Below are 22,601 nucleotides of genomic sequence, written 5' to 3'. Positions count from 1 at the left end.
GACGGTTGTCAGCGCAGGTTCATCTGGTCAAGTTTCGCACGCAATTCCCCTTCCAGCGGCAGCGCCTTCTGGGTTTTCAAATCGATACAAACGAAGGTAATCAGCGCATCGGCCACTACTTCGCCATTGGGGTTGAGGGTGACCACCTGGCTTAGGGTGCCGCTTTTGCCGTTGAGTTGCTCCAGTTTGCTGCTCACCGTCAGCACATCGCCCAGTACCGCCGGACGACGATAGTTAATATTGATATTCACCACCACGAAGGCGATGTTTTTCTCCATCATCCACTGAAACGCGGGGCTGTTTTCCAGGCCGTCCCAGCGGGCTTCCTCAAGGAACTCCAGGTAGCGAGCGTTGTTCACATGCTGGTAGACGTCCAGATGATAGCCGCGAACTTTAATTTGTGTCTGCATAGCACTAATGCCTTTCTGTTATTGTTGTTTATGAGGTAAGAGGTCACACCACTTGATGCAACCTCTTTATCCTGGCAAAAAATCACCGCTGTGCAAGGTCTGGCATAAAATTTACAGCGTCAGATGGGCTAAATTGCGCTCCACCAACGCGCTCCCCATTCCCGGGACCTGCTTCAGATCATCGAGGGTTTTGAACGGCCCGTACTCTTCGCGGTAGCTGACAATAGCCTGGGCTTTTTTCAATCCTACGCCATTCAACGCCTGCGCCAGCTGTTCGGCGCTGGCGCGGTTAATGCTGACCTTTGTCGCCCCGTTGTCAGACTCGCCGGGCACCGCTTCCGCCTTCGCCGAAGAGGACGCCTGCACATTTTCTTTATTCACCGCCGCTTTGCCGCTGGCGGGTGCCGCCAGCGCCCCCTGTACCCCTACCGCAAAAACCAGAACGCCCGCGGCCATCAGTGCTTTTATTCCATATTTCATGCTGATATCTCCTTGTGTGTAGACAGCAAGGTCACGATAGCGTCAGTGCGGATAGTCGACAAAAGGCAAATCACAGAAATGGAAAGGGCCGCGAAAGCGGCCCTTGAGGATTACATCGTGTTGCTCATTTTTGCGAGACGACGCGAAATTACTGCTGCTGGTCGATGCTGTCGCCGAGCTTAATTTTCGCCGCCTTGCGCAGGTTGCTCATCAGCGCTTCGAAAGCGATTTGGGCATTGTTCTGGGTGATCCCCTGAACCATGGCCTTCTTCTGCTCTTCCGGCATGCTGCCGGCTTTCACCTCATCCAGCGCTACCAGCACCACATCGCCTTGCATATTGCTGCCCACGCCGTAGACCGGTTTACCCTGCTGCGGCAGCGGCAGGGTAAATGCCAGCTGGCTCAGCGGATCCTGGCCGGTACGAGAAAGCGTCTGCGGCGCGCCAAAGCTCAGGCCAGCCGACTTCATCGCTTCATCGCCTTTGCCGTCTTTCAGCGCCGCCAGCAGCTTGTCGGCCTCCAGTTTCGCCTGCTGTTCCGCTTTATTGTGCTTAACGATATCGCTAACCTGTGCCTTCACTTCGGCCAGCGGCTTCACCGCCTCGGCTTTGTGTTCGCTAATGCGCAGAACAAAAGCGCGATCGCCGTCAACGGTAATGATATCGGAGTTGCTGCCCGGCGCGCCGTTCTCACCCACCAGACCGCCGTTGAAAATAGCGTCAGCGACCGGTTTAAAGTTCAGCTCCTCCGGCAGGTTATCGCGGCCAAACCAGCCGGTTTCTACGACCTTCATCCCGGCGACCTGCGCTGCGCTCGCCAGCGATTCATTATCGTTGCTGGCCGCATCGCTCACCTTCTGCTGCAGCGCGTAGTAAGCATCCAACGCTTTTTCCTGCTTCACTTTCGCCGCAATGTCATTACGCACGTCAGCCAGCGGCTTCACCTGCGCCGGCTGGACGTCGTCCAGACGAGCTACCAGGAAGCCAACCGAGGATTTGATCACGCCAGACAGCTGGCCTTTCTCTTTCAGCCCGGCATCTTTCAACTCAGGCACGGTAGAGGCATCTTCCATCCACCCCATATCGCCACCGTTGCGGGCAGAGATAATATCGGTCGATTTTTCTTTCGCCAGCGTGGCGAAGTCCGCTCCTTTTTGCAGCTCGGCCAGTACCGCTTTCGCATCGGCTTCAGTTTTGGTCTGAATCACGCTGTAGCGGTTGCGCTGCGGCTGAGTGAACTGATCCTTGTGCTGGTCGTACCATGACTGAATCTCTTCGTCAGAGGCGCTCTCCTGCATGCTGGCGGCATCCATTTTGATGTAGCTGACGCGGAACTGCTCCGGCGCCATAAAACGGGCCTGATTCTGCTGCCAGAAGGCGTTGATTTCCTCATCGCTGGCGGTCTGTTTTGCCGCCAGGGCATTTACGTTGATGGTCGCTTCGCGGACCACCCGCTGTTGAGATACCAGCGCCGCCAGCTGATCGGACTCGCCCGGCAGCATGAAGTCGGTACCCGCAATGGCGTTAATCAGCTGCTGCGTGGTCAGCTGGTTACGCAGCGCCTGGGCGTACTGATCGGTGGTCATCCCCATCTGGGCGACAATACCGCTGAAACGCTGGTTGTCGAACTTACCGTTCGTCTGGAACGCCTGGGTCTGGAAGATCGCCTGCTTCACCTGCTCATCGCTGATGCTGAGGCCCAGCTCGCGGGCATACTGATCCAGAAGCGACTCATCGATCAGGCGGTTCAGCACCTGCTGGCGCATGGTTTTCATGTAGTTTTCGTTCGCCGCCAGCTCGGAGAATTGATCGCCAAGCTGCTGCTGCATACGGTTACGTTCGCTGGCGACGGCGTTTTCAAACTGCCCACGGCCAATCTCCTGGCCATTCACTTTTGCGGCATAGTTTTTGCCACCGCCAATCAGGTAACCACTCACCCCGGTCAAAATGAACGAGACGATAATGATACCGAAAATAATCTTGAGCACGACGCTGTTGGCGGCCGTGCGTAGGTTGTCCATCATGGTGTAACAACGCTCCGCTGTAGATGACTTTAGCTCGCGCAGCATAGCACGTGATGGCCGCCGCGCGTGAGGACGTATTTTGACAAGAAAACAGGGTGATTGTCAGCCCACAAGTGGCGATAAACACACATAAAGTGGTCTGAAAAGGCAATAAAAAAGGCACATCTCACGATGCGCCCTTGTACTTCGTCACATTCCCTGACGGGAAAGCCGATCAGTTCACCGCGTCTTTCAGCGCTTTACCAGCACGGAAGCCCGGCACTTTTGCGGCAGCGATAGTAATTTCTTTACCTGTTTGCGGGTTGCGACCAGTACGGGCGGCACGTTCTTTAACAGCAAAGGTACCAAAACCTACCAGCGCAACGTCATCCCCAGCCTGCAGAGATTCAGTAACAGAAGCGATTAAAGCATCTAACGCACGTCCAGCTGCAGCTTTAGAAATGTCCGCACCCGCAGCAATTTTGTCAATCAGTTGAGATTTATTCACTGTTCTCTTCCTCTCTTTATAATTTATATCGCACCTGAGTCCTTCATAGTGCGACCGCGCAGCAGTTATATCAGGACTGTCATGCCCTTACAACAGCAGTTGTCGATGACCCCCCTGCCAGCGATCTAAGTTAGCTACACAAAAAAAGGCTGGCAAGTCCGAAATGACTTACCAGCCCTATTTTTATTAGCGCAATTTGCGCAGAATCACTATTTCGCGGTCACAACCTGCATGCCGAACGGTTCGTTCTGCAGCGCAAGTGTCAGAACTTCCTCGATTCGTTTCACCGGATGGATATCCAAATCGGCGATAACGTTATCCGGAATTTCTTCAAGGTCGCGTTTGTTCTCATCAGGAATCAGAACAGTCTTAATGCCGCCGCGATGCGCCGCCAGCAGTTTTTCCTTCAGACCGCCGATCGGCAGCACCTGACCACGCAGAGTAATTTCACCGGTCATCGCCACATCAGCGCGTACCGGGTTGCCGGTCAGGCAGGAGACCAGCGCCGTGCACATGGCAATACCCGCGCTCGGACCATCCTTAGGCGTCGCCCCTTCCGGCACGTGCACGTGAATGTCACGCTTCTCGTAGAAGTCGGCGTTAATGCCCAGCTTGTCAGCCCGCGAACGTACCACCGTCAGCGCAGCCTGAATCGACTCCTGCATCACCTCGCCCAGCGAGCCGGTGTAGGTCAGCTTGCCTTTGCCCGGCACGCAGGCGGTTTCGATGGTCAGCAGATCGCCGCCCACTTCCGTCCACGCCAGACCGGTCACCTGACCGACGCGGTTCTCACTATCGGCGCGGCCATAGTCGAAGCGCTGTACGCCGAGATAATCATGCAGATTCTCACCGTTAATTTCGATGTGTTTCAGCGATTTATCCAGCAGCAGTTGCTTAACGGCCTTGCGGCACAGCTTGGAGATTTCACGCTCCAGGCTACGTACCCCCGCTTCCCGCGTGTAGTAACGAATAATGCCGATAATGGCGCTATCGTCGACGGTCAGCTCGCCTTTCTTCAGCGCGTTACGTTCGATCTGCTTCGGCAGCAGATGACGTTTGGCGATGTTCAGTTTTTCATCTTCGGTATAGCCGGAGAGACGAATCACTTCCATACGGTCCAACAGCGGCGCCGGAATGTTCATGGAGTTGGAAGTCGCCACGAACATCACGTCGCTGAGATCGTAATCCACTTCCAGATAGTGGTCGTTAAAGGCCACGTTCTGTTCCGGATCCAGCACCTCAAGCAACGCGGAAGCCGGGTCGCCGCGCATGTCGGAAGACATTTTGTCGATCTCGTCCAACAGGAACAGCGGGTTTTTGACCCCCACTTTCGCCATTTTCTGGATCAGTTTGCCCGGCATCGAGCCAATGTAGGTCCGACGATGACCGCGGATTTCCGCTTCATCGCGCACGCCGCCAAGCGCCATACGAACGTATTTCCGTCCGGTCGCTTTGGCGATGGATTGACCCAGCGAGGTTTTACCTACCCCCGGCGGTCCCACCAGACAAAGGATTGGCCCCTTGATTTTGTTCACCCGGCTCTGCACCGCGAGATATTCAAGGATGCGATCCTTCACGCGCTCCAGGCCATAGTGATCGGTATCGAGGATCTCCTGGGCCTGACGCAGGTCTTTTTTGACCTTACTGCGCGCATTCCACGGCACCTGCACCATCCAGTCGATGTAGCCACGCACGACGGTCGCTTCCGCAGACATCGGCGACATCATCTTCAGCTTCTGCAGTTCCGCTTCGGTTTTTTCTTTCGCCTCTTTCGGCATTTTCGCCGCGTCGATCTTACGCTTCAGCGCTTCGTTTTCGTCCGGGGCGTCGTCCATCTCGCCGAGTTCTTTCTGAATCGCTTTCATTTGCTCGTTCAGATAGTACTCGCGCTGAGATTTCTCCATCTGCTTTTTGACGCGGTTGCGAATGCGCTTCTCAACCTGCAGCAGATCGATTTCCGATTCCATCATCGCCATCAGATATTCCAGACGTTCGTTAACGTCGGACATCTCAAGCACAGACTGCTTGTCAGCCAGCTTCAGCGGCATGTGCGCCGCGATGGTATCCGCCAGGCGCGCCGGATCGTCGATGCTGTTCAGCGACGTCAGCACTTCCGGTGGGATCTTCTTGTTCAGCTTGATATAGCCTTCAAACTGGCTGATAGCGGTGCGAACCAGCACTTCCTGCTCGCGTTCGTCAATCGCCGGCGAGTCGAGATACTCCGCTTTCGCCGAGAAATGCTCGCCATTATCAGACAGCGCAGAAATGCGAGCACGCTGCAGCCCTTCGACCAGCACCTTCACGGTGCCGTCCGGCAGCTTCAGCATCTGCAAAATAGACGCCACGGTTCCAACGGTGAAAAGATCGTTTACACCCGGCTCATCCGTCGACGCTTCTTTCTGCGCAACCAGCATGATTTTTTTATCATGGTCCATGGCCGCTTCGAGGCAACGGATAGATTTTTCCCGCCCTACGAACAGGGGTATGACCATGTGCGGATAAACCACCACATCGCGCAATGGCAATACGGGGATTTCAATGCGTTCAGAACGCTCAGGATTCATAGAGCTCTCTCTTAGTTTAAAGTCCGCCAGGTAGCCGACGACGCCACACTCCACTGCATCGTCGTTAATATGTAATCCAGTATATGGGGATGTATTCCACACATTCAACGGCGGGAATGCAGGAAAAATAAAAGGGGAGATGAAATCCCCCCTTTTTGTTAACTGCTTGAGTGAAATGGTTAATTATTCACCAGATGCCTGCTGAGCTTCCGGTTTGCCGTAGATCAGCAGCGGTTTGCTCTGACCGGCGATAACCGACTCATCAATGACCACTTTTTCGACATCTTCCATCGAAGGCAGGTCATACATGGTATCCAGCAGCGCCGCTTCCACAATTGAGCGCAGGCCACGGGCGCCGGTTTTACGCGCCATCGCTTTCTTGGCGATAGCGTCCAGCGCTTCGTCGCGGAATTCGAGCTCTGCGCCTTCAAGGCTAAACAGCGCCTGATACTGCTTGGTCAGGGCGTTTTTCGGCTCTTTCAGGATCTGGATCAGGGCTTCTTCGCTCAGCTCGTTCAGGGTCGCCACTACCGGCAGACGGCCGATGAACTCCGGGATCAGACCAAACTTGATCAGATCTTCCGGCTCGACCTGAGCCAGCAGTTCCCCTTCGCTCGCTTTGTCGGACTTCGCTTTTACCGTCGCGCCAAAACCAATGCCGGAGCCGGTTTCCACACGGTGGGAAATCACTTTGTCCAGGCCAGCGAACGCGCCGCCGCAGATAAACAGGATCTTGGAGGTATCAACCTGCAGGAACTCCTGCTGCGGATGTTTACGCCCGCCCTGCGGCGGAACGGCGGCAACGGTCCCTTCGATAAGCTTCAGCAGCGCCTGCTGCACGCCTTCGCCTGAGACGTCGCGCGTAATCGACGGGTTATCGGATTTACGCGAAATTTTGTCGATTTCGTCGATATAAACGATGCCGCGCTGCGCTTTCTGCACGTCGTAATCGCACTTCTGCAGCAGTTTCTGAATGATATTTTCGACGTCCTCACCCACATAACCGGCTTCGGTCAGGGTAGTGGCGTCCGCCATGGTAAACGGCACATCCAGCAGGCGCGCCAGCGTTTCCGCCAGCAGCGTTTTACCGGAACCGGTCGGCCCGATCAGCAGGATGTTGCTTTTACCCAGCTCTACGCCATTGCTGGTATCGCCATTGCGCAGACGCTTGTAGTGGTTGTATACCGCGACCGCCAACACCTTCTTCGCCTGTTCCTGACCGATGACGTAGTCATCAAGGTGGTGGCGAATCTCGTGCGGCGTCGGCAGCGCGCTGCGCTCGCGGTGCGGCGCCACTTCTTTAATCTCTTCGCGAATGATGTCGTTACATAAATCAACGCATTCGTCGCAGATATACACGGATGGCCCGGCGATCAGCTTACGCACTTCATGCTGGCTTTTGCCGCAAAAAGAGCAATACAACAATTTGCCCGATCCATCTTTGCGTTTATCTGTCATGAGTCCAAACCTCTTTTTAAGTTCTTTGTGCCGCACACGACGACGCAAATGCCATTCTCAGGCGCAAGCCGCCATATAGCGTTGTGCCGCCCTTCATTAGTATATACACAAAATCCTTCGCGCTACATCGAGCCGGTAGCGAAGCCACCGGCCGCAAGCCTGCCAGACAAGCGGCCGAATAAAAGCCAACCGCTCGCACAGACGTGGCGAGAAGGATGAAGCATAAAGCGGCACCCTTGCGCCTTGGGCATCAATTACGATGGGTCAAAATAGAGTCGACCAGCCCGTACTCCACGGCTTCCGCAGCAGACAGGAAGCGGTCACGCTCGGTGTCACGCTCAATCTGCTCAAGAGACTGGCCGGTATGATGCGCCATCAGCTCATTCATGCGTCCTTTCACCTTCAGGATTTCACGGGCGTGGATCTCAATATCCGTCGCCTGTCCCTGATAGCCGCCCAGCGGCTGGTGGATCATCACGCGGGAGTTCGGCAGGCAGAAGCGCTTGCCTTTCGCCCCGGCGGTCAGCAGGAACGCGCCCATAGAAGCGGCCTGCCCCATACAGATGGTGCTGACATCCGGCTTGATGAACTGCATGGTGTCATAAATCGACATCCCGGCGGTGATTACCCCGCCCGGAGAGTTAATGTACAGGTAAATGTCTTTTTCCGGGTTTTCCGCTTCCAGAAACAGCATCTGCGCCACGATCAGGTTTGCCATGTGGTCTTCGACCTGGCCGGTCAGAAAAATGACGCGTTCCTTAAGCAGACGGGAGTAGATATCAAAAGAACGTTCACCGCGTGAGGTCTGTTCAATGACCATCGGCACCAGGGCCATATGGGGTGCAAAGTTGTCTCGTTCGCCACTGTATGACATTTCCGTCTCCTGGAGTAATTTTAAAATACCTGCTGCACTGATTGTAACCTTACGGACGGATTATCAGCCACAGTTTCTATCCGCTGAATGCGTCACCGCCTCTTCAATACGCGTGCGATTGCGGATGCAGTTGCCACCCCCGGTAATGGGGATGGTGTTGCCATATTTCAAGCATAACAAGCTTTTGCTGTAACGCTATCATGGTTAATGCGTTTTCGCACCGTGCCTGTGGCTATCATTATCTTAAAAAAAAACCCGCCGCCTTTCGGCAACGGGTTTTTGCTCGAACCTTAAACGATAGCGGCGAAATTACGCCTGCTGGTTCATCAGTTCGTTGAAGGAAGTGGCTTTTTCAGACACTTTGGCTTTCGCCAGCACGGCTTCAACAGCCTGCTCTTCCAGCGCCACGTTGCGCATGTTGTCCATCAGCTCTTTGTTCTTGCTGTAGAACTCAACGACTTCAGACGGATCTTCGTACGCAGAAGCCATCTCTTCGATCAGGGCTTTTACGCGCTCTTCGTCAGCTTTCAGCTCGTTGGTGCGGATCACTTCGCCCAGCAGCAGACCAACAACGACGCGACGTTTAGCCTGCTCTTCGAACAGCTCGCGCGGCAGTTCCAGAGCCTGTTTCTCATTGCCGCCGAAACGCTGAGCAGCCTGACGACGCAGCACGTCGATTTCGCTGTCGATCAGGGCAGCCGGAACGTCGATCTCGTTGGCTTTAACCAGACCTTCGATAGCCTGAGACTTCACGCGGTTACGCACAGCGCCTTTCAGCTCGCGTTCCATATTTTTACGCACTTCAGCGCGCAGGCCAGCGACGGAACCATCTTCCACGCCGAAACGTTTGATGAACTCTTCGGTCAGCTCAGGCAGTTCACGCTCTTCGACTTTCTTCAGGTTGATAACGAACTTAGCCGCTTTACCTTTCAGGTTTTCTGCGTGGTACTCTTCCGGGAAGGTCACGTCGATGGTGAACTCTTCACCCGCTTTGTGGCCTTTGATACCGTCTTCGAAGCCCGGGATCATGCGACCCTGGCCCATCGCCAGTACGAAGTCAGAGGCTTTGCCGCCTTCGAACTCTTCGCCGTCAACAGAACCGGTGAAGTCGATGGTTACGCGATCTTCAGCGTCAACCGCGCCTTCTTTTTCTTTCCAGGTCGCCTGCTGCTTGCGCAGAGTTTCCAGCATGGTATCAACGTCAGCGTCGGTGACTTCAACAACCGGTTTTTCAACTTCGATCGCGTCCAGACCCTGCAGTTCAACTTCCGGATACACTTCGAACTCTACCGCGTAGGTGAAGTCTTCGCCCAGTTTGTATTCGCCCGGAACGTAGTTCGGCGCGCCGGCCGGATTGATTTTTTCTTTGATGATCGCGTCAACGAAATGACGGCTCATCAGGTCGCCCAGCACGTCCTGGCGAACGGAAGCGCCATAGCGCTGAGCAACAATATTCATCGGCACTTTGCCTTTACGGAAGCCGTCAATGCGAACTTTTTTCGCTACGTTGACCAGCTCGCTTTTGACAGCATTCTCGATGCTGTCAGCGGCGATAGTAATCGTTACACGGCGCCCAAGGCCCTGAGTGGTTTCAACTGAAACTTGCATCTTGTTACCTCAAAAAAATCACAGTGCTCGGTCAACTCTGGAAGCGCGTGTAGGTGGCTTCGCAGAACCGGGATGCCCTCTTCAAATCAGAAACACATTCCCTGTCGTCAGAATCATCCCGAAGACATTCATATATAAGACGCGGCATTATAGCGGCATCACTTTTGTGAGTCGAGAACGGTTGTCGCCTGGTGCTGCGGCATTTTTCACATTTCCCGCTCAAATTTGCCCGCAAAAGCGCTGACTTTGCGCATTTTCCAGGCAAAACAAAACGGCCCGTAGGCCGTTTTTGCTAAATCTGCAAGCAACATACTGGAAAAGCGCCAGCGGTTGCAAATGGGATTTCTAAGCGATACTCCCTGCGCCGCGGCACGGCGGCGAAGCAAATACCGTATCCTGTAATGCTTCCCATTCTTTAATCGTGTAGGTGTGCAGCGCCAGGGCATGCACCGTATTCGACAGCTCCTCGGTTAGCGTGCCGTAGATCATACGGTGGCGATTGAGGAAACGCTCGCCAGTGAAGCGATCGCTCACTAACACCACTTTAAAATGACTTTCAGAGCCCGCAGGGACGTTGTGACGATAACTTTCATCCACGACTTCGAGATACATCGGGTCGAACGCTGCTCTAAGTTTTGCTTCGATCTGTTCACGTATCATCATGAATTTTCTCCTCCGACAACGCTGAGATGCCGCCACTCCATTTAAATGTTAGCCGCTTTTACCGCTTCCATTAGGAGAAAACAACAAAAAATTAGCATTGTTCTGATATTTTCATTCAAAAGTATCACGTTTACTGGCTCTGGTCGCCAAATCCGTCGGGGAACGAGCCATTAACCGTGGCGGGACGCTCAGAAAACCGCCAGCACGATGGATTTACACGCGTTGCCACTTCCCCTTGCCGTTGGCAATGCTATGATGGCGGTAATTTTCCTTATAACAACACCATGCGTTGAGACCTGAACATGCTTAAGAAGATTCTTTTCCCGTTGGTCGCCATGTTTATGCTGGCAGGATGCGCCACGCCGCCGACCACCATTGAAGTATCGCCGAAAATCACGCTGCCGCAGCAGGATCCAAGCCTGATGGGCGTGACCGTCAGCATCAACGGCGCCGATCAGCGTCCGGACCAGGCGCTGGCGAAAGTGACGCGTGACAATCAGCTGGTCACTCTCACCGCCTCCCGCGATCTGCGCTTCCTGCTGCAGGAAGTGCTGGAGAAACAGATGACGTCTCGCGGCTACATGATTGGCCCGAACGGCGCGGTCGATCTGCAGATCATCGTCAACAAACTCTATGCTGACGTCTCTCAGGGTAACGTGCGCTATAACATCGCCACCAAAGCCGATATCGCCATCATCGCCACCGCGGCAAACGGCACGAAAATGACCAAAAACTACCGCGCCAGCTACTCCGTTGAAGGCGCCTTCCAGGCCTCGAACAAAAACATCGCTGATGCCGTCAACAGCGTCCTGACCGATACCATCGCCGATATGGCGCAGGACACCAGCATCCACGATTTCATCAAGCAAAACGCGCGTTAATGCTATCGCGAACCCGGCCTCCGCCGGGTTCGTGCTTTATGCTATGTCCAGTCATTACTTACGCATTTTTCAGCAGCCGAAATCAGCCATTTTGCTGATCCTTGGCTTCGCCTCCGGTCTGCCGCTGGCCCTCACCTCCGGTACCCTGCAGGCCTGGATGACGGTGGAAAATATCGATCTGAAAACGATCGGTTTTTTCTCGCTCGTCGGCCAGGCCTATGTCTTTAAATTCCTCTGGTCCCCGCTGATGGACCGCTACACGCCGCCGTTTCTTGGGCGTCGTCGCGGTTGGCTGTTGACCACCCAGGTATTACTCCTGCTGGCGATCGCGACGATGGGCTTTCTTGAGCCGGTCACCCAATTACGCTGGATGGCGGCGCTGGCGGTGGTGATCGCCTTCTGCTCGGCGTCGCAGGATATTGTGTTCGACGCCTGGAAAACCGACGTGTTGCCAGCAGAAGAGCGTGGCGCCGGCGCCGCGATCAGCGTGCTGGGCTATCGCCTGGGGATGCTGGTCTCCGGTGGACTGGCCCTGTGGCTTGCCGACCGCTATCTCGGCTGGCAGGGGATGTACTGGCTGATGGCGGCGCTGCTGGTGCCCTGCATTATCGCCACGCTGCTGGCGCCCGAACCGAGCGACGTTATCCCGGTCCCCAGATCGCTCGAGCAGGCGGTAGCCGAACCGCTGCGCGATTTTTTCGGCCGCAACAACGCCTGGCTGATTTTGCTGCTCATCGTCCTTTATAAGCTTGGCGATGCGTTTGCCATGAGCCTGACCACCACCTTCCTGATCCGCGGCGTGGGATTTGACGCTGGCGAAGTGGGAATGGTGAACAAAACCTTAGGCCTGTTCGCCACCATTCTCGGCGCCCTGTACGGCGGCGTCCTGATGCAGCGGCTGACGCTGTTTCGGGCACTGCTCATTTTCGGTTTGCTGCAGGGGGTCTCTAACGCCGGCTACTGGCTGCTGTCGATTACCGATAAGCACCTCTATTCCATGGCGACCGCGGTATTCTTTGAAAACCTGTGCGGGGGAATGGGGACGGCGGCATTTGTCGCGCTGCTGATGACGCTATGTAATAAGTCGTTCTCCGCCACCCAGTTCGCGCTGCTCTCGGCGCTCTCTGCGGTCGGTCGCGTATACGTTGGGCCGATTGCCGGCTGGTTTGTCGAGGCTCACGGCTGGTCGACCTTCTATCTCTTCTCTGTCGTTGCGGCGGTGCCGGGGATTGCCCTATTGCTGCTGTGCCGGCAAACGCTTGAGCATACCCAACGCACCGCAAGCTTTATGCCGCGTAGTGAGTTCCCGCAGGCCTATGCGCTGGCGCTGGGGCTCCTGACTCTGGGCTGCCTGCTGCTCGCGGTGTGGCTGGCGCTGCTGATCCTCAACGCGCTGGATTATACGTCGTTCTCCTTCCTGTCCGGCCTGCTGGAGGTTGCCGCGCTCACCGCCGTCGGCGGGATTTTGTTCGGCGGCCTGCTTGACTATCTGGCGCTGCGTAAAACCCGCCTGATTTAAGGATCCAGCATCATTATTAGCCGTTGTAATTACGAAACGTAATTATAACGGCTTATTAACGCTTTTATATTGTCCGCCGCGCTATTTGTTGTTTTGTGCGTTTTTGATTTCTGGAAATTATTGACAGTTTTCGTTCGATTCTTTAAATAATTTAACCGATTCAGCTCCGGGGATTTTATTTTTCGTTTTCACAATGTCTTTTATTTGATAATTAAATGTTAAACAATTGTTCTAATTTGTGGGTGGTTATGCCCATTAGCCGCTAAGCACTCCTTTTCTTATCCCTTTCGTTATCAATCCCGCGAAAATCAGGCTTTGCAAGCGATTAAGTAACACTACGTTACATATGTGACAAACCAAGCAGAAGCCGCTAACACAGAACTGACAGAGATCCAATCATGTTTACAGTAATGCAACCTTACCGTAAAATGCCCATACACTTTAAACGCCACCAGATCCCGTGGAATTGAGGTCGTTCAATGAGACTCAGGAAATACAATAAAAGTTTGGGATGGATGTCATTAATCGCAGGTACTGTATTACTCAGTGGTTGTGATTCTGCACTCCTTGACCCAAAAGGACAGATTGGACTGGAGCAACGCTCTTTGATTCTGACGGCCTTCGGCCTGATGATGATTGTCGTTATTCCCGCCGTCTTGATGGCAGTAGGATTTGCCTGGAAGTATCGCGCGAGCAATAAAGATGCGAAGTATAGCCCGAACTGGTCACACTCCAACAAAGTGGAAGCTGTGGTCTGGACGGTACCTATTCTGATCATCCTGTTCCTGGCCGTTCTGACCTGGAAAACCACTCACGCACTGGAGCCAAGCAAACCGCTTGTCCATGACGAGAAGCCAATCACCATCGAAGTCGTATCGATGGACTGGAAATGGTTCTTTATCTATCCGGAACAGGGTATTGCTACCGTTAACGAAATCGCCTTCCCGGCGAACGTACCGGTACACTTCAAAGTGACCTCTAACTCGGTGATGAACTCGTTCTTTATTCCGCGCTTAGGTAGCCAGATTTATGCAATGGCCGGTATGCAGACTCAGCTGCACCTCATTGCTGACGAAGCTGGTACTTATGACGGTATCTCCGCTAGCTACAGTGGCCCGGGCTTCTCAGGTATGAAGTTCAAAGCGATTGCCACCCCGGATCGGGCGACTTTCGATCAGTGGGTTGCAAAAGCCAAACAGTCTCCGAACTCCATGGACTCCATGGCCGCGTTCGAGAAAGTGGCTGTGCCTAGCGAATACAACAAAGTGGAATATTTCTCTAACGTGAAACCGGATCTGTTCAAAGATGTTGTGAACAAATTCATGTCTCACGAGAGCATGAACATGTCTAAACCTGAAGGCGAGCACGCTGCTCACGACGGGATGGAAGGCATGGACATGAGCCACGCGGAAACCGCTCACTAAGGGGCCGAGGAAGAAAACGATGTTCGGAAAACTTACACTGGATGCAGTGCCCTACCACGAACCTATTATCGTGGTAACGGTGGCTGCGATTATCATTGGGGGACTGGCGCTTCTGGCAGCCATCACTTACTTCGGTAAGTGGTCCTACCTATGGAACGAGTGGCTGACTTCTGTCGACCACAAACGTCTCGGTATCATGTACGTTATCGTGGCAATCGTCATGCTGCTGCGTGGCTTTGCTGACGCCATCATGATGCGTAGCCAGCAGGTGCTGGCTTCGGCCGGGGAAGCCGGCTTCCTGCCGCCTCATCACTACGATCAGATCTTTACCGCCCACGGCGTTATCATGATCTTCTTCGTGGCGATGCCGTTTGTTATCGGTCTGATGAACCTGGTGGTTCCGCTTCAGCTCGGCGCGCGCGACGTAGCCTTCCCGTTCCTCAACAACCTGAGCTTCTGGTTCACCGTTGTGGGCGTGATTCTGGTTAACCTGTCTCTGGGCGTTGGTGAGTTCGCGCAGACCGGTTGGCTGGCCTATCCGCCGCTGTCGGGAATTGAGTACAGTCCTGGCGTAGGGGTTGATTACTGGATTTGGGCGCTGCAGCTCTCCGGTATCGGTACTACCCTGACCGGTATTAACTTCTTCGTGACCATTATCAAGATGCGCGCCCCGGGCATGACCATGTTCAAGATGCCAGTATTCTCCTGGGCATCTCTGTGCGCTAACATCCTGATTATCGCCTCGTTCCCAATTCTGACCGTCACCATCGCGCTGCTGACCCTGGATCGTTACCTGGGCACCCATTTCTTTACCAACGATATGGGTGGCAACATGATGATGTACATCAACCTGATTTGGGCCTGGGGTCACCCGGAAGTGTACATCCTGGTTCTGCCGGTGTTCGGGGTCTTCTCCGAAATCGCCGCGACCTTCTCGCGTAAGCGTCTGTTCGGTTACACCTCTCTGGTATGGGCAACCGTCTGTATTACCGTTCTGTCGTTCATCGTTTGGCTGCACCACTTCTTCACCATGGGTGCTGGCGCGAACGTAAACGCCTTCTTCGGTATTACTACCATGATTATCGCGATCCCGACCGGGGTTAAGATCTTCAACTGGCTGTTCACCATGTATCAGGGTCGCATCGTCTTCAACTCGGCGATGATGTGGACTATCGGCTTTATCGTGACCTTCTCCGTAGGTGGGATGACCGGCGTGCTGCTGGCGGTACCGGGCGCGGACTTCGTTCTGCACAACAGCCTGTTCCTGATTGCGCACTTCCATAACGTTATCATCGGCGGCGTAGTGTTCGGTTGCTTCGCAGGTCTGACCTACTGGTGGCCGAAAGCCTTTGGCTTCACCCTGAACGAAACCTGGGGCAAACGCGCTTTCTGGTTCTGGATCATCGGCTTCTTCGTGGCGTTTATGCCGCTGTACGTGCTGGGCTTCATGGGTATGACCCGTCGTCTGAGCCAGCAGATCGATCCGCAGTTCCACCCGATGCTGGTTATTGCAGCTTGCGGTGCGGCGCTGATCGCCTGCGGTATTCTGTGCCAGCTGATTCAGTTCTACGTGTCTATTCGCGACCGCGATCAGAACCGTGACCTGACCGGTGACCCGTGGGGTGGCCGTACGCTGGAGTGGGCAACCTCTTCTCCACCGCCGTTCTACAACTTCGCTATCGTTCCTCAGGTTCACGAACGTGATGCCTTCTGGGAAATGAAAGAGAAAGGTGAAGCGTACAAACAGCCTGCTCACTATGAAGAAATTCATATGCCGAAAAACAGCGGCGCCGGCATCGTGATTGCCGCCTTCGCTACGGTATTTGGTTTCGCCATGATCTGGCATATCTGGTGGATGGCGATCGCCAGCTTCATCGGCATCGTAGCGACCTGGATTATTAAGAGCTTTGACGAGGACGTGGATTACTACGTACCGGTTGCAGAAGTCGAAAAACTGGAAAAACAGCATTTCGATGAGATTAACAAAGCAGGGCTGAAAAATGGCAACTGATACTCTTGCGCATACTGCCCACGCGCATGAACACGGGCACCATGATACAGGACCGATGAAGGTATTCGGTTTCTGGATCTACCTGATGAGCGACTGCATTATCTTCGCTACGCTGTTTGCTACCTATGCCGTTCTGGTGAACGGCACGGCCGGCGGACCGACGGGCAAAGATATTTTTGAACTGCCGTTCGTTCTGGTTGAAACCGCACTGCTGCTGTTCAGCTCCATCACCTACGGCATGGCGGCTATCGCCATGTACAAAAACAACAAAAGCCAGGTGGTTTCCTGGCTGGCGTTGACCTGGTTGTTTGGCGCCGGATTCATCGGGATGGAAATCTATGAATTCCATCACCTGATCATGGAAGGCTTTGGTCCGGATCGTAGTGGCTTCCTGTCCGCGTTCTTCGCGCTGGTCGGCACCCACGGTCTGCACGTGACCTCCGGTCTTATCTGGATGGCGGTGCTGATGTTCCAGGTTTCACGTCGTGGCCTGACCAGCACTAACCGCACGCGTATCCTGTGCCTGAGCCTGTTCTGGCACTTCCTGGACGTCGTGTGGATCTGCGTGTTCTCGGTTGTCTATCTGATGGGGGCGATGTAATGAGTCATTCTACCGATCATAGCGGCGCTTCTCACGGCAGCGTGAAGAGCTACATGACAGGATTTATCCTGTCCATCATCCTGACGGTCATTCCGTTCGCCATGGTGATGAGTGGCTCCGCCTCGCATGCGGTTATCCTTGGCACCATTCTGGTGACCGCTGTGGTGCAGATCGTGGTACACCTCGTGTACTTCCTGCATATGAACAGCAAGTCCGATGAAGGTTGGAACCTGACCGCATTTATCTTCACCGTAATCATCATTGCGATCGTGGTTGTCGGCTCCATCTGGATTATGTGGAACCTGAACTACAACATGATGATGCACTAAGAGCGGCGAGTATGTTTAAGCAATACCTGCAAGTAACGAAACCAGGCATTATTTTTGGCAACCTGATCTCCGTGATCGGCGGTTTCCTGCTGGCCTCCAAAGGCCACATCGACTATCCGCTGTTCGTCTGGACGCTCCTTGGAGTATCCCTGGTGGTCGCCTCGGGTTGTGTATTCAACAACTACATCGACCGGGACATCGATCGTAAGATGGAACGGACGAAAAACCGGGTGCTGGTCAAAGGGCTGATCTCGCCAGAAGCTTCGCTGGTGTACGCCACCTTGCTGGGTATTGCTGGCTTCATGCTGCTGTGGTTCGGCGCTAACCCGCTGGCCTGCTGGCTGGGGGTGATGGGGTTCGTGGTTTATGTCGGCGTCTACAGCCTGTACATGAAACGCCACTCCGTCTACGGCACGCTGATTGGCTCACTCTCCGGCGCTGCGCCGCCGGTGATTGGCTACTGCGCGGTCACCGGTGATTTCGACAGCGGTGCGGCGATCCTGCTGGCTATCTTTAGCCTGTGGCAGATGCCTCACTCCTACGCCATCGCGATTTTCCGCTTTAAGGATTATCAGGCGGCGAATATTCCGGTGCTGCCGGTGGTGAAAGGCATTTCGGTCGCCAAAAACCATATTACGCTGTACATCGTCGCCTTTGCCGTGGCAACCCTGATGCTCTCGCTGGGCGGCTACGCCGGGTATAAATACCTGGTCGTGGCGGCAGCGGTCAGCGTCTGGTGGCTGGGCATGGCGCTGCGTGGCTATAAAGTGGCCGATGATAAAGTCTGGGCGCGTAAGCTGTTCGTCTTTTCTATCGTCGCCATCACCGCGCTGTCCGTGATGATGTCCGTTGACTTTATGGTGCCGGATTCACATAGTCTGCTGGCTTACGTGAGATAATTACGCACTCCCGTACGATCTAAAGCCCCGTATTTACGGGGCTTTTTCTTTCCTGTTTCATCATCGCTTTCTTTCTCATTTCATACTTCCCTCCCCTCCCCCCGTCGCTTTCCCGCTATCTTTCATATCAAAAAATGAGGAAAAATTGAGCCAGTACGCATCGGGCATCACTCGCGCCGCACGGTCCTGCAATGCTACCTTTCGCCGGGGCTCTTGCCCCTTTGGGAAATAATCACTACAAGGAATTGCAATGAAAGAGTTAACACTGAACGAAATGGAGTATATCTCCGGTGGCTTTAATCTGTTCGGCGCAGCCAGCGGCTTCGCCAGCTTTGTCGCCAACTCTGGCGTCGGCTTCACCTCTTTTGTTCTGACCTCCGGCACCGCATTTGCCTCCTTCGTCGGCGACAGCGCGATGGCGTTTGGTTCCTTCCTGACCGGACAGTCAAACTGGGAAACCTTTGTGACCGCCGGAAAGGAAAACTGGGGAAGCTTTGTTAACACCGCCGGCAACAGCTGGAATACTTTCGTGAATAACGCGGCCAGCGACTGGAACACCTTTCTGACCAAAGCGTCGGCCTAAGCGACGTCTATCTTAGGGCAGCGCCACTGGCTGCCCTGTTTAACCCACCAGCATCGCCTGCGCGCTATAGAGCAGATCGAGGTGATCGCGGCATAACGCTTCCAGCGAAGTGCGCGATTGATGACTGGTCAGACTCAGCGCCCCCCACCAGGTCCCTTCCCTGTCGGTTAACGGCACCGCCAGCACCAGCATGCCAATCTCAAACTCCTGCTCAATAGTGGCGTATCCCTGGCGCCGTACCTGGGCGATTTTCTCCATCAGCGACGCAATATCGGTCACCGTATAGGGGGTACGTTGTTCCCGGGTTATGCGCTGCAGGACGGTCTCACACTCTGCTTCCGGCAGCGAAGCCAGCCACAATCGCCCCCCGGCGGTACAGAAAATGGGCACCCGCTCCCCAAGCCGCACCGACGTAGAGTTGAACGGCGTATGCCGACTGCGGGCGATATAGACCAGTTCATCTTCATCCACCACCCCCACCGAGGCGTGCTCTTCCGTCCGACTGGCGATGTATTCGACAATCGGCCGTACCATGCGAGGAAACTGCGCCGAATCGACATAGGCCTGGCCAAGCCGCAGCGTCTTTGGGGTAAGCCAGTAATAGCGCCCGTCGGTTTGCAGATAGCGCTCATGCAGGAGCGTCAGCAGAAAACGTCGCGCGGCGCTTTGCGTCAGGCCGCTCATTTTCGCCGTCTGGGCGACGGTGAGCTTTGGGCAGGTTTTGGAAAAAAGCTGAATTAGCGCCAGCCCTTTTTGTAAACCGACGATCAGATCGCGTGGATGAATGGTGTTTTGCATATTCGCTCACATTTTTGCAACATCATTATCGATTTCCTGCGATTATCGCAGCGTTCGTGCGATTAACAACCGACATGTCCGAATTCTGCGTTGTCGCTCCCAGCTTCCACTGAAATACTTTCACAACATTAATTTAACAAATGAGGTTTGAAATGGTCAGTGGAACTACCCAGGTTGTCGCCGTGATTGGTCATCCGATCGCCCAGGTGAAATCGCCAGATAACTTCAACCGCTACTTTGCCGAACAGCACATGGACAGCGTCATGATCCCGGTGGATATCGTCCCGGACGCGGTGGCCGCCTACCTCAACGCCCTGCGCGGCTGGCAGAACATGACCGGCGTGCTGGTGACGGTGCCGCATAAACAACGCGCCGCCGCGCTGGTCGACGACCTCACGCCGCGCGCCCGCCGACTCAACGCCGTCAATGTGATCCGCAAGCTGGCGGATGGCCGCCTGCAGGGCGATATGCTGGACGGCGTCGGCTTTCAGCTCGCCGCCGAGGCGCAGGGTTTTCAGCCGGCAGGTAAGCAGGCGCTGCTCTCCGGTTGCGGCGGCGTCGGCAGCGCCATCGCCTGGGGACTGTGCGAGGCGGGGATCCGTCGGCTGGCCCTGCACGATCAAACCCCGGCCACCCGGCAGCGCCTGCATGACCTTCTGGCTGAGGCCTTTCCGGCGGTGCAACTGAGCGCGCTGCCAGACACCCTTTACGGCCTCGATCTACTGGTTAATGGCTCACCGGCCGGCATGGCCGGATTTGATGAGCTGCCTCTACCGCAGGCGCTTCTGGATACGCTCGACAGCACCACTCATGTGGCCGACGTTGTCACCGCCCCGGTGATGACGCCGTTGCTCACTTTCGCCGCCGCCCGTGGTTGCAAAGTACAGACCGGGCCGGAAATGGCGCTGGCGCAGATGAGGCTGATGGGCCAGTTTATCGGCGCCATCCCGCAGGCGCAGGGAGCGGCGGCATGAAGAGCTGGGATGTGATCGTCATCGGCAGCGGCGCGGCCGGTTTTGCCGCCGCGGTCACCGCCTGCTGTAAAGGGCTGTCGGTGCTGATGCTGGAGAAAGCCGGCCAGTTCGGCGGCACCTCGGCCATCTCCGGCGGCGCCGTGTGGCTGCACGATACCGACCAGGCGCGCGCCGAGGGCAAAAGCGGTAGCGCCGAGGCGATGAAAACCTACCTGCGAACCATTATCGGCGAGGGCCAGTACCGCGAAGATCTTGCCGAAGCGTTTGTCAGCGCCGGGCGGGAGGCGCTGGCCTTTCTCGAGCGTGAGGGGGCAGTAAAGTACAGCCTGCGTCCGCTCTCGCCCGATTACTATCCGGATGAACCCGGCGCAGTCGACGTCGGTCGTGCGCTGGAGGTGGTGGAGTATGACGGCCGTGAACTGGGGGACGCGTTTCGCGACCTGCGTTCACCGCCGCCGGGGATGCTGCTGTTTGGCGGGATGATGGTCAACCGCGTCGATATTCAACATTTTCTCGACATGCGCCGCTCGCTGCGCTCCCTGGCCCATTGCACCCGGCTGCTGCTGCGCTATGCCCGCGACCGGGTGAAGTACCCTCGCGGTACCCGCCTGGCGATGGGCAATGCGCTGATTGCCCGCATGGCGACTACGGCGCTGCGTAAAGGCATGAGCCTGCGGCTGAATGTCAATGTTCTGACGCTGTGCGAAGCGCAAGGCGCGGTCCGCGGGGTGGAGATTGAGTATCAGGGGCAAAGAGAGACGCTGCACGCCCGCCGCGGGGTGGTACTGGCCGCAGGCGGCTTCGCCGCGGGCGCGCTGGCGGCGCGCTATCGGCCACATACCCGCGAACACTTCACCATGTCGCCGCCGGCCAACGATGGCGCCGCGCTGCATCTCGCGGCGGCGCTTAACGCTCGCGAGGGAGCCGATCGGCCATCCAATTTTTTCTGGGCGCCGGTATCGGTGCTGACCCGGGCCGACGGCAGCGAGGAGCGCTTCCCCCATCTGGTAACCGATCGCGCAAAACCGGGCGTGATTGCCGTCAATCAGCGGGCGGTACGCTTCGTCAACGAGTCCAGTTCCTATCACCATTTCGCCAGCGCAATGCAGGATGCAGCGGAAAATGCCCCCTGTTTTTTACTCTGCGACGCCCAGGCGATGAAGCGTTATGGCCTCGGGCTGGCACGCCCGGCGCCGGTCAATAATGACGCCCTGGTCGCCGCCGGCTATCTGCACAAAGCCGATACCCTGGCCGCGCTGGCGCAACAGCTTGGTCTGGATGCCCAAACCCTGAGCGAGACGGTAGCCCGCTACAACCGCGACGCCGCGCAGGGCGTGGATCGGGAATTTGCTAAAGGCGGCAACAGCTATAACCGGGCGATGGGCGATCCGGGCCATCAGCCTGACGCCTGTAATGCCCCCCTGCTCAGCGCGCCGTTCTATGCCATCAAACTTTATACCGGCGATCTGGGGACCTCACGGGGCCTGGTCACCACCGCCGATGCCCAGGTCGTCAATACCGAAGGACACCCCATCCCGGGGCTGTACGCGGTGGGAAACGACATGGATTCGCTGATGGCCGGCACCTATCCGGGCCCCGGTATCACCCTCGGCCCGGGGCTGACGTTTGGCTATCTCGCCGCCTGCCATCTGGCACAACACTCCACCCACTAATCAGGAAAACATCATGATCTACGAAAAACGCACGTACACCATCAATCCGCTGAAAATGGCCGACTGGCTGGCGCTGTACCAAAGCGATGCCCTGGCGGTGCAAACCGACCATCTCGGCCAGCTAATCGGCTTCTTTTTTACCGAGATCGGCGTGGTCAATCAGGTAGTGCACATCTGGGCTTATGAAAGCCTGGACGATCGTCTGGTGCGCCGCGCGCGGATGGCCCAGGACGAACGCTGGCAGACCTTCTCGCGTAAAAATCGCGAACTGGCCGCCGTGGAACGCCTCGAGTCGGTGCTGATGCGCCCCACCGCTTTTTCACCTCTGCAGTAAGGAGTCCA

The 22,601-nt window shown here is 55.7% G+C and carries 21 protein-coding genes; 11 read left to right on the top strand and 10 right to left on the bottom strand.

Annotated features, from left to right (window positions below; genetic code table 11):
* Positions 1-8: 8 nt before the first annotated feature.
* The 9 genes from KHQ26_RS12930 to bolA all read right to left on the bottom strand — a co-directional run bounded on the left by KHQ26_RS12930 (position 9) and on the right by bolA (position 10,567).
* Positions 9-410: a YbgC/FadM family acyl-CoA thioesterase gene (locus KHQ26_RS12930; protein ID WP_002891860.1), complete on the bottom strand. Its 402-nt coding sequence runs from the start codon at positions 408-410 to the stop codon at positions 9-11.
* A gap of 111 nt (positions 411-521) precedes the next feature.
* Positions 522-890: a helix-hairpin-helix domain-containing protein gene (locus KHQ26_RS12925; RefSeq protein ID WP_004144680.1), complete on the bottom strand. Its 369-nt coding sequence runs from the start codon at positions 888-890 to the stop codon at positions 522-524.
* Between the two features lie 148 nt (positions 891-1,038).
* Positions 1,039-2,913, bottom strand: a complete 1,875-nt coding sequence (gene ppiD, locus KHQ26_RS12920) for a peptidylprolyl isomerase (RefSeq protein WP_020804792.1) — start codon at positions 2,911-2,913, stop codon at positions 1,039-1,041.
* 214 nt (positions 2,914-3,127) lie between these two features.
* Positions 3,128-3,400 (bottom strand): nucleoid-associated protein HU-beta, encoded by a 273-nt coding sequence (hupB, locus tag KHQ26_RS12915; RefSeq protein WP_002444653.1) that lies wholly within the window; start codon positions 3,398-3,400, stop codon positions 3,128-3,130.
* Between the two features lie 209 nt (positions 3,401-3,609).
* Positions 3,610-5,964, bottom strand: a complete 2,355-nt coding sequence (gene lon / locus KHQ26_RS12910) for an endopeptidase La (protein ID WP_004151336.1) — start codon at positions 5,962-5,964, stop codon at positions 3,610-3,612.
* Between the two features lie 183 nt (positions 5,965-6,147).
* On the bottom strand, positions 6,148-7,422 hold the full coding sequence (gene clpX, locus KHQ26_RS12905) for an ATP-dependent protease ATP-binding subunit ClpX (RefSeq protein ID WP_002891807.1): 1,275 nt from the start codon (positions 7,420-7,422) through the stop codon (positions 6,148-6,150).
* 250 nt (positions 7,423-7,672) lie between these two features.
* Positions 7,673-8,296 (bottom strand): ATP-dependent Clp endopeptidase proteolytic subunit ClpP, encoded by a 624-nt coding sequence (gene clpP / locus KHQ26_RS12900; RefSeq protein WP_002891804.1) that lies wholly within the window; start codon positions 8,294-8,296, stop codon positions 7,673-7,675.
* Between the two features lie 309 nt (positions 8,297-8,605).
* Positions 8,606-9,904 carry a trigger factor gene (gene tig / locus KHQ26_RS12895; RefSeq protein ID WP_004147333.1) on the bottom strand — a complete coding sequence of 433 codons (1,299 nt, stop codon included), beginning with the start codon at positions 9,902-9,904 and terminating at the stop codon, positions 8,606-8,608.
* 345 nt (positions 9,905-10,249) lie between these two features.
* Entirely contained in the window at positions 10,250-10,567 is a 318-nt protein-coding gene (bolA, locus tag KHQ26_RS12890) for a transcriptional regulator BolA (protein ID WP_002891649.1), read from the bottom strand.
* Positions 10,568-10,869: 302 nt separating this feature from the next.
* On the opposite strand from bolA, the gene KHQ26_RS12885 reads away from it, so the two are divergent.
* The 8 genes from KHQ26_RS12885 (at position 10,870) to KHQ26_RS12850 (ending at position 18,814) form a co-directional block, all read left to right on the top strand.
* Positions 10,870-11,448 carry a lipoprotein gene (locus KHQ26_RS12885; protein ID WP_002891647.1) on the top strand — a complete coding sequence of 193 codons (579 nt, stop codon included), beginning with the start codon at positions 10,870-10,872 and terminating at the stop codon, positions 11,446-11,448.
* Between the two features lie 43 nt (positions 11,449-11,491).
* Entirely contained in the window at positions 11,492-12,967 is a 1,476-nt protein-coding gene (ampG, locus tag KHQ26_RS12880) for a muropeptide MFS transporter AmpG (RefSeq protein WP_020804780.1), read from the top strand.
* A gap of 479 nt (positions 12,968-13,446) precedes the next feature.
* Positions 13,447-14,391, top strand: coding sequence for a cytochrome o ubiquinol oxidase subunit II (gene cyoA / locus KHQ26_RS12875; RefSeq protein WP_002891641.1), 945 nt, complete (start codon positions 13,447-13,449; stop codon positions 14,389-14,391).
* A 19-nt stretch (positions 14,392-14,410) separates the two neighbouring features.
* Complete coding sequence (cyoB, locus tag KHQ26_RS12870; protein ID WP_002891638.1) at positions 14,411-16,402, top strand: cytochrome o ubiquinol oxidase subunit I; 1,992 nt, start codon at positions 14,411-14,413, stop codon at positions 16,400-16,402.
* Positions 16,392-17,003: a cytochrome o ubiquinol oxidase subunit III gene (locus KHQ26_RS12865; RefSeq protein WP_002891635.1), complete on the top strand. Its 612-nt coding sequence runs from the start codon at positions 16,392-16,394 to the stop codon at positions 17,001-17,003. The genes cyoB and KHQ26_RS12865 overlap by 11 nt, the downstream gene beginning before the upstream one ends.
* Positions 17,003-17,332, top strand: a complete 330-nt coding sequence (locus tag KHQ26_RS12860) for a cytochrome o ubiquinol oxidase subunit IV (protein ID WP_002891634.1) — start codon at positions 17,003-17,005, stop codon at positions 17,330-17,332. Before KHQ26_RS12865 ends, KHQ26_RS12860 begins: the two co-directional genes overlap by 1 nt.
* An 11-nt stretch (positions 17,333-17,343) precedes the next feature.
* Positions 17,344-18,231, top strand: coding sequence for a heme o synthase (gene cyoE, locus KHQ26_RS12855; protein ID WP_002891629.1), 888 nt, complete (start codon positions 17,344-17,346; stop codon positions 18,229-18,231).
* A gap of 250 nt (positions 18,232-18,481) precedes the next feature.
* Positions 18,482-18,814, top strand: coding sequence for a hypothetical protein (locus tag KHQ26_RS12850; RefSeq protein WP_004178748.1), 333 nt, complete (start codon positions 18,482-18,484; stop codon positions 18,812-18,814).
* A gap of 39 nt (positions 18,815-18,853) precedes the next feature.
* On the opposite strand, the gene KHQ26_RS12845 is transcribed toward KHQ26_RS12850, so the two are convergent.
* Positions 18,854-19,612 carry an IclR family transcriptional regulator domain-containing protein gene (locus KHQ26_RS12845; protein WP_002891624.1) on the bottom strand — a complete coding sequence of 253 codons (759 nt, stop codon included), beginning with the start codon at positions 19,610-19,612 and terminating at the stop codon, positions 18,854-18,856.
* A gap of 152 nt (positions 19,613-19,764) precedes the next feature.
* Here KHQ26_RS12845 and KHQ26_RS12840 point away from each other — a divergent pair, with 152 nt between their 5' ends.
* The 3 genes from KHQ26_RS12840 to KHQ26_RS12830 are packed head-to-tail and all read left to right on the top strand — an operon-like array spanning position 19,765 to position 22,593.
* On the top strand, positions 19,765-20,586 hold the full coding sequence (locus KHQ26_RS12840) for a shikimate dehydrogenase family protein (protein WP_004178747.1): 822 nt from the start codon (positions 19,765-19,767) through the stop codon (positions 20,584-20,586).
* A complete protein-coding gene (locus KHQ26_RS12835; RefSeq protein WP_004223003.1) occupies positions 20,583-22,259 on the top strand; it encodes an FAD-dependent oxidoreductase in 1,677 nt (558 codons plus the stop codon). Before KHQ26_RS12840 ends, KHQ26_RS12835 begins: the two co-directional genes overlap by 4 nt.
* Before the next feature lie 13 nt (positions 22,260-22,272).
* Complete coding sequence (locus KHQ26_RS12830) at positions 22,273-22,593, top strand: NIPSNAP family protein (protein WP_002891541.1); 321 nt, start codon at positions 22,273-22,275, stop codon at positions 22,591-22,593.
* Positions 22,594-22,601 lie beyond the last annotated feature (8 nt).

It is taken from the genome of Klebsiella sp. 10 (genome assembly GCF_018223925.1).
In the GTDB taxonomy this organism is placed as follows: domain Bacteria; phylum Pseudomonadota; class Gammaproteobacteria; order Enterobacterales; family Enterobacteriaceae; genus Klebsiella; species Klebsiella pneumoniae.
Note: the sequence above shows the minus strand (reverse complement) of the source record. Positions and strands in the feature narration are given on the sequence as shown.

Excerpts from the sequence above, each read along its gene's own strand:
- KHQ26_RS12930 (WP_002891860.1), bottom strand. The coding sequence starts at position 410 with ATGCAGACACAAATTAAAGTTCGCGGCTATCATCTGGACGTCTACCAG.
- KHQ26_RS12925 (WP_004144680.1), bottom strand. The coding sequence starts at position 890 with ATGAAATATGGAATAAAAGCACTGATGGCCGCGGGCGTTCTGGTTTTT.
- ppiD (WP_020804792.1), bottom strand. The coding sequence starts at position 2,913 with ATGATGGACAACCTACGCACGGCCGCCAACAGCGTCGTGCTCAAGATT.
- lon (WP_004151336.1), bottom strand. The coding sequence starts at position 5,964 with ATGAATCCTGAGCGTTCTGAACGCATTGAAATCCCCGTATTGCCATTG.
- clpX (WP_002891807.1), bottom strand. The coding sequence starts at position 7,422 with ATGACAGATAAACGCAAAGATGGATCGGGCAAATTGTTGTATTGCTCT.
- clpP (WP_002891804.1), bottom strand. The coding sequence starts at position 8,296 with ATGTCATACAGTGGCGAACGAGACAACTTTGCACCCCATATGGCCCTG.
- tig (WP_004147333.1), bottom strand. The coding sequence starts at position 9,904 with ATGCAAGTTTCAGTTGAAACCACTCAGGGCCTTGGGCGCCGTGTAACG.
- bolA (WP_002891649.1), bottom strand. The coding sequence starts at position 10,567 with ATGATGATACGTGAACAGATCGAAGCAAAACTTAGAGCAGCGTTCGAC.
- KHQ26_RS12885 (WP_002891647.1), top strand. The coding sequence starts at position 10,870 with ATGCTTAAGAAGATTCTTTTCCCGTTGGTCGCCATGTTTATGCTGGCA.
- ampG (WP_020804780.1), top strand. The coding sequence starts at position 11,492 with ATGTCCAGTCATTACTTACGCATTTTTCAGCAGCCGAAATCAGCCATT.
- cyoA (WP_002891641.1), top strand. The coding sequence starts at position 13,447 with ATGAGACTCAGGAAATACAATAAAAGTTTGGGATGGATGTCATTAATC.
- cyoB (WP_002891638.1), top strand. The coding sequence starts at position 14,411 with ATGTTCGGAAAACTTACACTGGATGCAGTGCCCTACCACGAACCTATT.
- KHQ26_RS12865 (WP_002891635.1), top strand. The coding sequence starts at position 16,392 with ATGGCAACTGATACTCTTGCGCATACTGCCCACGCGCATGAACACGGG.
- KHQ26_RS12860 (WP_002891634.1), top strand. The coding sequence starts at position 17,003 with ATGAGTCATTCTACCGATCATAGCGGCGCTTCTCACGGCAGCGTGAAG.
- cyoE (WP_002891629.1), top strand. The coding sequence starts at position 17,344 with ATGTTTAAGCAATACCTGCAAGTAACGAAACCAGGCATTATTTTTGGC.
- KHQ26_RS12850 (WP_004178748.1), top strand. The coding sequence starts at position 18,482 with ATGAAAGAGTTAACACTGAACGAAATGGAGTATATCTCCGGTGGCTTT.
- KHQ26_RS12845 (WP_002891624.1), bottom strand. The coding sequence starts at position 19,612 with ATGCAAAACACCATTCATCCACGCGATCTGATCGTCGGTTTACAAAAA.
- KHQ26_RS12840 (WP_004178747.1), top strand. The coding sequence starts at position 19,765 with ATGGTCAGTGGAACTACCCAGGTTGTCGCCGTGATTGGTCATCCGATC.
- KHQ26_RS12835 (WP_004223003.1), top strand. The coding sequence starts at position 20,583 with ATGAAGAGCTGGGATGTGATCGTCATCGGCAGCGGCGCGGCCGGTTTT.
- KHQ26_RS12830 (WP_002891541.1), top strand. The coding sequence starts at position 22,273 with ATGATCTACGAAAAACGCACGTACACCATCAATCCGCTGAAAATGGCC.